This is a genomic window from Polynucleobacter sp. GWA2_45_21, from assembly GCF_001830325.1.
Lineage (GTDB): Bacteria > Pseudomonadota > Gammaproteobacteria > Burkholderiales > Burkholderiaceae > Polynucleobacter.
Genome location: NZ_MHZG01000006.1, coordinates 21,126 through 31,362 on the forward strand (window position 1 = coordinate 21,126; position 10,237 = coordinate 31,362).

10 protein-coding genes, 1 tRNA gene and 2 pseudogenes are annotated in these 10,237 nt (G+C 46.7%); 9 read left to right on the top strand and 4 right to left on the bottom strand.

Annotated elements, in window-relative coordinates; all coding sequences use genetic code 11:
- Positions 1–56: 56 nt before the first annotated feature.
- The gene (locus A2X74_RS06405) at positions 57–998 is read left to right on the top strand and encodes a CysB family HTH-type transcriptional regulator (RefSeq protein WP_293625482.1); all 942 of its coding nucleotides are present in this window, start codon (positions 57–59) and stop codon (positions 996–998) included.
- Between the two features lie 128 nt (positions 999–1,126).
- Positions 1,127–2,056 (top strand): tripartite tricarboxylate transporter substrate binding protein, encoded by a 930-nt coding sequence (locus tag A2X74_RS06410; RefSeq protein ID WP_299764945.1) that lies wholly within the window; start codon positions 1,127–1,129, stop codon positions 2,054–2,056.
- 19 nt (positions 2,057–2,075) lie between these two features.
- On the opposite strand, the gene A2X74_RS06415 is transcribed toward A2X74_RS06410, so the two are convergent.
- From A2X74_RS06415 to A2X74_RS06430, 4 genes are all read right to left on the bottom strand, one after another.
- Positions 2,076–2,759: an aldolase gene (locus tag A2X74_RS06415; RefSeq protein ID WP_293625486.1), complete on the bottom strand. Its 684-nt coding sequence runs from the start codon at positions 2,757–2,759 to the stop codon at positions 2,076–2,078.
- Between the two features lie 8 nt (positions 2,760–2,767).
- Positions 2,768–4,030, bottom strand: coding sequence for a 3-oxo-tetronate kinase (otnK, locus tag A2X74_RS06420; RefSeq protein WP_293625488.1), 1,263 nt, complete (start codon positions 4,028–4,030; stop codon positions 2,768–2,770).
- The gene (ltnD, locus tag A2X74_RS06425; RefSeq protein WP_293625490.1) at positions 4,027–4,926 is read right to left on the bottom strand and encodes an L-threonate dehydrogenase; all 900 of its coding nucleotides are present in this window, start codon (positions 4,924–4,926) and stop codon (positions 4,027–4,029) included. Before ltnD ends, otnK begins: the two co-directional genes overlap by 4 nt.
- 115 nt (positions 4,927–5,041) lie before the next feature.
- A tRNA-Leu gene (locus A2X74_RS06430) sits at positions 5,042–5,126 on the bottom strand.
- 141 nt (positions 5,127–5,267) lie between these two features.
- Here A2X74_RS06430 and A2X74_RS06435 point away from each other — a divergent pair.
- The 7 genes and pseudogenes from A2X74_RS06435 to A2X74_RS06465 all read left to right on the top strand — a co-directional run.
- Positions 5,268–5,987 carry a YebC/PmpR family DNA-binding transcriptional regulator gene (locus tag A2X74_RS06435; protein WP_293625492.1) on the top strand — a complete coding sequence of 240 codons (720 nt, stop codon included), beginning with the start codon at positions 5,268–5,270 and terminating at the stop codon, positions 5,985–5,987.
- 47 nt (positions 5,988–6,034) lie between these two features.
- Entirely contained in the window at positions 6,035–7,312 is a 1,278-nt protein-coding gene (purD, locus tag A2X74_RS06440) for a phosphoribosylamine--glycine ligase (protein WP_293625494.1), read from the top strand.
- Positions 7,313–7,377: 65 nt separating this feature from the next.
- On the top strand, positions 7,378–8,289 hold the full coding sequence (gene hemF, locus A2X74_RS06445) for an oxygen-dependent coproporphyrinogen oxidase (RefSeq protein WP_293625499.1): 912 nt from the start codon (positions 7,378–7,380) through the stop codon (positions 8,287–8,289).
- A 1-nt stretch (position 8,290) separates the two neighbouring features.
- Entirely contained in the window at positions 8,291–8,995 is a 705-nt protein-coding gene (locus A2X74_RS06450) for a nicotinate-nucleotide adenylyltransferase (RefSeq protein ID WP_293625496.1), read from the top strand.
- Between the two features lie 54 nt (positions 8,996–9,049).
- Positions 9,050–9,436 (top strand): annotated as a pseudogene (gene rsfS, locus A2X74_RS06455) (ribosome silencing factor); the annotation flags it as partial.
- A 13-nt stretch (positions 9,437–9,449) separates the two neighbouring features.
- The gene (gene rlmH, locus A2X74_RS06460; RefSeq protein ID WP_293625500.1) at positions 9,450–9,893 is read left to right on the top strand and encodes a 23S rRNA (pseudouridine(1915)-N(3))-methyltransferase RlmH; all 444 of its coding nucleotides are present in this window, start codon (positions 9,450–9,452) and stop codon (positions 9,891–9,893) included.
- Positions 9,894–9,900: 7 nt separating this feature from the next.
- Positions 9,901–10,158, top strand: a pseudogene (locus tag A2X74_RS06465) (Maf family protein); the annotation flags it as partial.
- Positions 10,159–10,237 lie beyond the last annotated feature (79 nt).

Consider the following 10,237-nt stretch of genomic DNA (forward strand, 5'->3'; position numbering starts at 1 on the left):
AAAATCATATAGAATTTAATTCCTATATCTCAGTTGATATAAAGAATGGAATCCCTATGAATTTGCACCAATTTCGTTTTGTCCGCGAAGCGGTAAGACAAAACTTCAATCTGACTTCCGCAGCTAAGGCGCTTTTCACTTCTCAGCCCGGTGTATCCAAGGCCATTATTGAATTAGAAGATGAGCTGGGTGTTGAGATCTTTCGTCGCCACGGCAAGAGGATCCGCTCACTTACCGAACCGGGCAAAAGAATTCTTGCCTCAATTGAGCGTATTCTGGATGAAGTGGAAACCCTCAGAAGAGTTGGTAAAGACTTTGCCAGCCAGGATCAGGGTAACTTTGTGATTGCCACCACACATACACAAGCCCGCTATGCCCTACCTAAAGTACTGACTGAATTTACTAAACGCTTTCCAAAGGTGCGGGTCAGCATTCAGCAGGGAAGCCCAGGTCAAATTGCCGAGCTACTAATTCATGATCGCGCTGATATCGCAATAGCAACCGAGGGTATTGCCAATACCCCTGGCGTGCTTGCACTTCCGGGCTATCAATGGCAACACGTCGTCATGGTGCCATTGAGTCACCCCCTCCTCAATCAGTCAACCATCACCTTGGAAGAAATTGCAAAGTATCCACTCATCACTTACGACAGAGCGTTTGCAGGCCGCAGCAAGATTGATGCCGCATTTGCGCAACGCAATCTAAGCCCCGATATTATTTTGGAAGCGATTGATGCGGATGTGATCAAGACCTATGTTGAAACTGGCATGGGTGTGGGTATTGTTGCTGGTTTAGCTTATGACGCTGATCGAGATCGGAATCTCCGAGTAATTCCAGTTGGGCACTTGTTTGGCAACAATGTGACGCATTTGGGCGTCAAGCAGGGAGCCTATCTGCGCTCTTTTGTATACACCTTCATTGAACTATTCTCGCCAACGCTCACGAAGAAAATTGTGGAGCAAGCGATGAATAGCGAGGCAGAAACCTATGAAATCTAAGCCCAAAGTAGAGTGCACCACTTCGTGCTAACCTTTGCAACGAGACTCTATATTTCCCTACAACAAAAAATTTATCTTTTATGAAAAATCATCTGATATCCATATTTAAGCAATGTGCAGTATTTCTAATGCTGGCCAGCTCAGGCATTGCGTTTGCGCAAACCCCTTATCCAAATAAGCCGATCAAGCTAGTGGTGCCATTTCCTCCAGGCGGCCTGATCGATAACGTTGCCCGCCTCATCACTCCAGCGCTTTCAACAGATCTTGGGCAGGCTATTGTTGTAGAAAACAAGCCTGGTGCAGGCGGTAATCTAGGTGCTGCAGAGGTTGCAAAAGCAAATCCAGATGGATACACACTTCTCATGGCATCTCCGCCACTCTCTATTAGTCCAGCAATTTATAAAACACTTCCTTACAGTCCCAGTAGCATTGAACCGATTGCTATTTTTGGGCAACTACCAAATGTACTTTTAGTAAATCCTGACTCCGGAATTAATTCAGTAGCTGAATTAGTAAAACGCGCAAAAGAGTCTCCAGGGAAGATGAACTACGGCTCCAATGGCAATGGCACCTCACTTAATCTGAGTGCCGAGATGCTGAAAAGCCAAGCCGGCATTTTTGTAGTCCACATTCCATACAGAGGCTCATCTTTAGCGAATGTGGCACTCGTATCCAAAGACATAGACTTTATGTTTGACAATCTTCCCTCTGCGCTTGGCTTAATTAAAAGCGGTAAATTGAAAGCGCTTGCTGTAACTAGTACCACTAGAAATCCTGCGCTTCCCCAAGTCCCAACAATGCAGGAAGCAGGCTTTCCCAACTTCCAAGTTACAGCTTATTTTGGCATTGCTGCACCGAAAGGTTTGCCAGCCGATATTGCGTTGAAATTACAAAACAGCATTCAAAAGACAGTGGCTCAGAAGGAAGTGGCTGACTCACTCACTCGACTTGGAGCTACAGTAGATTTTATGAATGCAAGCAAGTCAGCTGAATTTATTAAGGCCGATGCACAAAGATGGAAAAAAGTGGTTGATTACGCCAAAATTGAATTAGATTAATTTAATCCACATCCAGTAGTTACCAGCGGACTGCAAATGCAGTCCGCAGTTCATTTAACTGAACATCCGTAAGCGGATTTATCGGCGTATTCTTGAGATAAAACAGTTTTGCCGTTTCCTCTAGCTCCTCTAGGGTGGCCATTGCTGAGCTGGGTGAGCTGTTCCAAGCATACGGCCCAAGGCGCGAAAGCATACATGCCCGCAAAGGCGATCCCGCCGCTCCATAAGCTTCGATTGCACTCTCGACAAATTCAATAGTTTTGACGGAGCCAGGGCTTGTATAAGGAATTGTTGGCACGTGACCTACCTTCATCACAAAATATGGAGTGATTGCAGGCAATAGTTCAGGTAAAACTCCATTCCCAGTAAAGGTATTGGCTTCCAGGGTCAAGGCAACGCAGTGAGTGCTGTGAGTATGAATAATGCAAGAGATATCTTGATCAAATTGTCTTGCTTTGCTGTAAATGGCGGCATGTAGAGCCATTGTCTTGCTAGCCTTGTCACCACTAAGCTGGCGCCCATGAATGTCAATCTTAGCCAATCGATCGGGATCAAGGAATCCGAGACAGGCATCTGTTGGCGTAATTAAAAAACCATCCTCAATACGAACGCTAATATTGCCTGCAGTTGCATGGACATAGGATCGATCAAATAAACTTTTGCCAACCCTACAAATCTCTTCTCTTGCTAATTGCTCATTCATCATTTTGCTCACAGTTTTGAGAAGGCGCTTGTAAAGAAATCTGCTGCGCCAAAGTTCCCAGACTTTAACGCAAGATGTAGAGGTTTATTCTGAACCGCTGCGTAACACCAAGGTACACCTGGATCAATTTGCTGCCCAATCTGCATTTGATCGATGCCCAAAGCTTTCACACACGCGCCGGAGGTCTCTCCACCGGCAACCAATAGCTGACCAACCCCAAGAGCAACAAGGCCTTTGGCGAGCAATCCCAAAAGATTCTCAATAGCGCTACCAGCAGCCTGAGTGCCAAGCTGTGACTGCACTTCTTTTACCTGCTCAGGGCTTGCTGATGAGTAAATCAAGACCGGGCCCTGTGAGAGTCGAGGTTCCGCCCAAGCCAAGATCTCACGCAGTATTTGTTCTGTAGATTTCTCATTTAATTCAAGTGGATTCACTGCATACATTTCACCACCCAAACTTTTAAAGCATTCAACCTGGAGATTGGTGGCCTGCGAACAGCTGCCTGAAACAATAGCTTGGTATCCACTCGGAGGCGGGAGCTTGCTAGATGTTGGATGCGCTTGCAAACCAAAGTTGGCAGGAAGCCCAATGGCAATGCCAGAGCCTCCAGTAATTAAAGGGAGGCCTTTTAATGCAGGTGCAATGCGATACAAGTCATCATTGGTCACCGCATCAATAATTGCAATTTGTGTATTGGATGCTTTTAAGTCGGCGATTCTCGAGGAGATCGCATCAGCCCCAGCAAGAATAGTTCGGTACTCAATTAATCCCACCTGATGCTGACATTGAGCCTGCATTACTCTCACTAGATTTGCATCAGTCATTGGGGTTAAGGGGTGATCACGCATTCCGGATTCGCTTAATAACTGATCACCAACAAATAAATATCCCTTGAATACACTTCGCCCATTATCAGGAAAGGCTGGGGTTGCGATAGTAAAGTTAGTCCCCAAGGCTGCCATCAGAGCCTCTGTTACCGGGCCAATATTGCCTTTGGGGGTGCTATCAAACGTAGAGCAATATTTAAAGAAGATCTGTTGCGCCCCTTGCGCGAGAAGATACTCTAAAGCTTCTAATGACTGAGCTATTGCATCCTCAGGTTCAATATTTCTGGACTTCAGTGCCACAACTACTGCATCAAACTCAGCATTTAAGTCTTGATGTGGAATGCCAATTGTTTGCGCAACGCGCATGCCATTGCGCACCAGGTTATTCGCTAGATCAGTAGCACCCGTAAAGTCATCCGCAATGCAACCTAAAAGGATGCTCACTTTGTAGCTTTCGGTAACTCGATACCAGGGAAGATTTTAATAACAGCACTATCGTCCTCCTTAGCAAAACCAGCAGTTGATGCCTGCATAAACATTTGATGTGCGGTAGATGAGAGGGGTAATGGAAACTTACTCGCACGGGCCATATCTAGAACTATTCCCAAGTCCTTAACGAATATATCTACTGCAGATAAAGGCTCGTAGTTGGCTGCAAGCACATGTGCCATGCGGTTCTCAAACATCCAGCTATTACCAGCACTATGAGTAATCACTTCGTAGAGTGCATTTGCATCTACGCCCTCCCTCAAACCGAGCGCCATTGCTTCTGCAGCAGCGGCAATATGCACACCAGCAAGTAACTGATTAATGACCTTCACTTTACTGCCGATACCCGCCTTATCGCCTAAGCGATAAACAGTTCCTGACATCGCATCAAGAATGGGATTCACCTTCTCATATGCAGCAGCAGAAGCTGAGGTCATCATGGTCATTTCGCCAGAGGCAGCTTTAGCAGCTCCACCCGATATCGGAGCATCTACATAAAGAATATCTTTTTTAGCAAGGCGCGACTCAAACGAAATCGAAATATTAGGATCGACAGTGGAGCACATCACGAAAACACTCTGGGGCTTTAATGAACCTACTAAGCCAGGACTACTTGATGAACCAAACAAAACCTCTTCAGTCTGTGCAGCGTTCACTACGACTGAGATAACCACCTCGCAGATTGAGCCTAACTCTTCGATCGACTTACAGACCGTACCACCAGCCTCACAAAATTGACGGGCATGATCTAAACGTACATCAAATACATACAGATCAAAACCCGCCCTTCGGAGAGATGAGGCCATACCGGAGCCCATGGCGCCCAGCCCGATTAATCCTACTTTTTTCATGATTTGGTCTCGTTTGGTTTATTTTGATGCTTGCTAGAAGCTTTTATTGGCAATAATCATAGCAAAGGCTGCCCGTGAACCTAATTGATCGGGGCTAGAAAATAAAAGGGGAGGATGGTGCCCCGGGGCGGACTTGAACCGCCACGCCTTGCGGCACCGGATTTTGAGTCCGGCACGTCTACCAATTCCATCACCGGGGCAGGTGTTTGCAGTGGAAAAACTGCATTGAAGCTTACTAAGAGGTGAGAGTGTAACAAAAAAGTTGCATCACCCCCATTCTTGGGTTCAGAAGCCCTTAAAATAACGTCTTCAAGCCACATTACTCAAAAGGACTTACCCGTATGGCCGGCCATTCGAAATGGGCCAATATTCAGCACCGCAAAGGACGTCAAGACGAAAAGCGCGGCAAGATTTGGACCAAACTCATCAAAGAAATTACGGTTGCAGCTAAATTAGGCGGTGGCGATATTGCTACGAACCCCCGTTTGCGCCTGGCTATTGATAAGGCCAAAGATGCCAATATGCCCAATGACAATGTGCAACGTGCAATTCAGCGTGGCACAGGCTCACTAGAAGGTGTGAACTACGAAGAAATTCGTTATGAAGGTTATGGTCTTAATGGGGCTGCCATCATTGTGGATTGCTTAACCGATAACCGCACGCGCACCGTTGCTGAAGTACGTCATGCATTTGCAAAAAATGGCGGCAATATGGGTGCCGAAGGTTCCGTTGCCTTTATGTTTAAACACTGTGGCCAGATGATATTTGCTCCTGGCACTAATGAAGATCAACTGATGGAGATCGCCTTAGATGCTGGTGCTGAAGATGTGATTACCCATGACGATGGATCGCTTGAGGTGCTCACCCCAGTTCCTGATTTTCCGAGAGTGCAGGATGCTCTCACTCAAGCGGGCTTAAAAGCAGAGATAGCTACCGTAACGATGCGCCCAGAAACAGAAACTGAGTTTGAAGGTGAGCAAGCCGAAAGCATGCAAAAACTATTAGATGCGCTTGAAAACTTAGATGATGTTCAAGAAGTATTTACGAACGCCTCTTTGTAATTAGTTATCTCATTAATTCCATTTATCAATACCTCTTTTAGCTCTTTATGAAAATTCTTTTAGTTGGATCCGGCGGTCGTGAACATGCATTGGCATGGAAGCTAGCCCAATCCCCACAAGTTCAAACCGTATATGTAGCACCAGGCAACGGTGGCACAGCCACTGCAAAGCAAGATGCTGCAGGTATTCAAAACCTTCCTATTTCAGGCCTTCAGGAATTGGCAGACTTTGCCAAACGCGAAAAAATTCATCTAACCGTAGTTGGTCCCGAGGCCCCATTGGCGGCCGGTATCGTTGATGTGTTTCGCAATAATGGCTTGCGTATTTTTGGACCAACCCAACTTGCCGCCCAATTAGAGTCCTCGAAGGATTTCTCAAAAGCATTTATGAAGCGTCATGGCATTCCAACAGCGGAATACCAAACATTTTCAAATGCATTGGAGGCACATGCTTACATTGACGCTAAAGGTGCGCCGATTGTTATCAAGGCCGATGGTCTAGCTGCAGGAAAGGGTGTTGTTGTAGCAATGGATCTAGCAGAAGCCCATGCAGCCGTCGATATGATGCTTGCTGACAATAAGCTGGGCAATGCCGGTGCACGCGTAGTCATTGAAGAATTTCTGACTGGCGAAGAAGCTAGCTTCATCGTGCTCGTGGATGGCAAACATGTTTTAGCCTTAGCTACTAGTCAAGATCACAAACGTCTACTTGATGCTGATCAGGGTCCCAACACAGGCGGCATGGGTGCATACTCCCCTGCTCCAGTTGTCACTCCAGAAATTCATGCGCGTGCCTTACGTGAAGTCATCATGCCTACAGTCAAAGGTATGGAAGCAGATGGTATTCCTTACACTGGCTTCCTCTATGCAGGCCTGATGATTTCTCCGGATGGCAAGATTAAGACTTTGGAATTTAATTGCCGCATGGGTGATCCAGAGACACAACCCATCATGGCGCGCCTGCGTAGTGATTTAGTGAATGCCTTAGATCATGCAGTTGACGGAACCCTAAACGAAGTGGAATTAGAGTGGGATCGTCGTACCGCGTTAGGCGTAGTGCTCGCAGCCCATAACTATCCAGATACACCGCGCAACGGCGACCTTATCACTGGCATTCCAGCCGACACCGAAGACCAGCTGACCTTTCATGCTGGCACAAAGCTGCAAGATGGCAAGCTTCTCACCTCAGGTGGTCGAGTGATGTGCGTAGTGGGTCTATCAGATACTGTTCGTGGTGCTCAGCAAAAGGCGTATGAGGCCATTTCTAAAATTCAATTTGATGGCATGCAATATCGCAAAGATATTGGCTATCGCGCAGTGAAGTAATTTAATCCACTTATCCATCCCAATAGATCGACCTTTAAACCTTGTCATCAGCTGAACATACTCAAATCAATATTGCAGAATTAAAAAATTACTTTTTAGGACTGCAAGATCGCATCACGACTGCGATGAGTGCGCTCGATGGCAAAGCTTTTATGGTGGATGCCTGGGAAAAACCTGAAGATAGCAAACTTAAAGGTTATGGCCGCACCTGCATTTTGGATGGTGGCAATATTCTAGAAAAAGGTGGCGTAGGCTTCTCACACGTGCGCGGCGACCAAATGCCGCCTTCTGCATCACACCATCGCCCAGAGGTTGCAGGTCGCAGCTTCGAAGCCATGGGCGTTTCACTGGTCTTTCATCCGAATAATCCGAAGGTGCCGACCACCCATATGAACGTGCGCTGCTTTATTGCTCAAGCTCCCGATAAAGAGCCAGTGTGGTGGTTTGGAGGTGGCTTTGATCTCACGCCCTACTATGGCGTTGATGAAGATTGTAAACACTTCCATCAAACAGCTAAGGATGCTCTAGACCCATTTGGTGGGGAGCTCTATCCGCGATTTAAAAAATGGTGTGATGAATATTTTTATCTCAAGCACCGTGAAGAGCCCCGTGGTATTGGTGGTGTTTTCTTTGATGACTTTAACGAGCTTGGTTTTGAGAAGAGCTTTGCTATGACACGCGCTGTTGGCGATGCTTTTATTAATGCTTACCTGCCGATTGTGGAGCGTCGATATAAAGACAGCTTTACCGCCGAAGAAAAAGCTTTTCAAGAATACCGTCGCGGTCGCTATGTGGAATACAACTTGATATTTGACCGTGGCACTATTTTTGGTCTGCACTCTGGTGGACGTACAGAGTCTATTTTGATGTCTATGCCCCCGGTAGTACAGTGGTGGTACAACTGGCAGCCAAAACCTGGCACGCCAGAAGCTAAGCTTTACGACTACTACCTCAAGCCACGCGACTGGCTAGCCTAAGTTGAGCTCAGCGCATTTGGATACCCCAAATAAAATTGGCATTCTGGGTGGTACGTTTGACCCACCACATCTTGGCCACCTTAAATTGGCCACCCATTTTGCAAAGGTTTTGCATCTCGATGCCTTGCTACTAATCCCCAGTGGCGAACCTTGGCAAAAAAACTCCGGCATCACGCCTGCTGAGTTACGCTTGAAACTGACTGAAGCAGCCGGCATTGATCTGGCTCGCGCATTTCTGTACTTAAAAATACCGACTCAAATTGGCGTTGATCGCATTGAAATTGATCGTGCAGGCCCGAGTTATGCCATTGATACCGCAAAAGCCCTCAGAGAGCGTTTTGGCCCTCAAGTTAGCCTGACTTGGTTAATGGGAGCTGACTCCCTTCTAAACCTCCCTACCTGGAACTCCTGGGATCAATTGCTTGGCTTTGTGAATTTCGCAGTCGCCAACAGACCTCACCATGATCTTTCTGGGCAAATGGGTACAGAAATCAAAGCCTTATTAGAAAAGCATCAATCTATTGATGCGGATACCCTTGAAAAAAGCCCTTTTGGCCGCATCTACGTAGATAACAGTCTCTCAGTAGATCTTTCATCCACCGAACTTCGCAATCAGCTTAAAAGCCCGTCTCGCAGCAATGTCGCTTCCGAGCACATTCCGTCTCACGCATTAGAAATCATCACAAATCTAGGCCTGTATAAGTAATCAGGCTAAGATCACCCTTATATACAAAAATCTCAGAAAAATATTAAAGAAACTATGGACTTAACTAAATTGCAGCGTGTCGTGATCGATGCCCTTGAAGATGTCAAAGCGCAAGATATTCGTGTTTATGACACGACCAAACTCAGTGAACTATTTGATCGCGTGATCATTGCCACTGGTACCTCAAATCGTCAGACAAGATCTTTAGCAATGTCAGTTAAAGAAGCCGTTAATGCAAAGGGTGGCGAAGTCATCTCCGTGGAAGGCTTGGAGACTGGTGAATGGGTACTAGTCGATTGCGGCGATATCGTGGTTCATATTCTGCAACCCGCATTACGTGCGTACTACCAACTTGAAGGTATGTGGGGTGCCAAGCCGGTGCGTGTCAAATTGGCAGCAGATAAAGGTCTTGTGAAAGCAAGTGACCCTGACGACGAAGATTAATGCTTTAGCAATGCGCTTAACGATTGTTTCTGTTGGTCACAAAATGCCAGAATGGGTTGCAACTGCAACCCATGATTACATTAAGCGCATGCCCGCAGACTGCAGCATCGAAATCAAAGAGATTAAGCCCGATCTCACTCCAGCTAAAGAAGCCATCAAAATTGCAGCAGCCATTCCAAAAGGTTCTCGTGTTATTGCGCTGGATGAACGCGGCAAAGATCAAACCACTCAAAATCTAGCTACGCAGATGGCAAACTGGCGACAAGAAGGTTTTGACATCACCTTCTTGATTGGTGGTGCCGATGGACTCGATCCCAGTCTCAAAGAGGGTGCTCAAGCAATGTGGCGCCTCTCGAGCCTCACAATGCCTCATGCGATGGCAAGAGTCTTGCTAGTTGAGCAGCTCTATCGAGCTTGGACCATTTTGCAAGGCCACCCCTATCACCGCGAGTAAGTCATTCATGTTCTCTTATATTTATCTTGCCTCACAAAGCCCGCGACGCCAAGAGTTACTCAAACAGATTGGCGTCCAATTCGAAATGTTGATTGCGGCGCCGGGGGAAGATACAGAAACCCTTGAGGCACCCCTACCCCATGAACGAGCCCGGGATTATGTTGAGCGAGTCACCTTCGCCAAAAGTGCCATTGCATTAGCTAGGTGGCAAAACAGTGGAAAACCTTGGGCACCTATTCTGTGCGCAGATACCACCGTCAGCTTGCCTGCTTGATTTCAACCCGTCGATGCAACAGATTGAGCAAAACGTTCTGCCGGTGTTTGATAGTTTAGTGTTTTTCTAG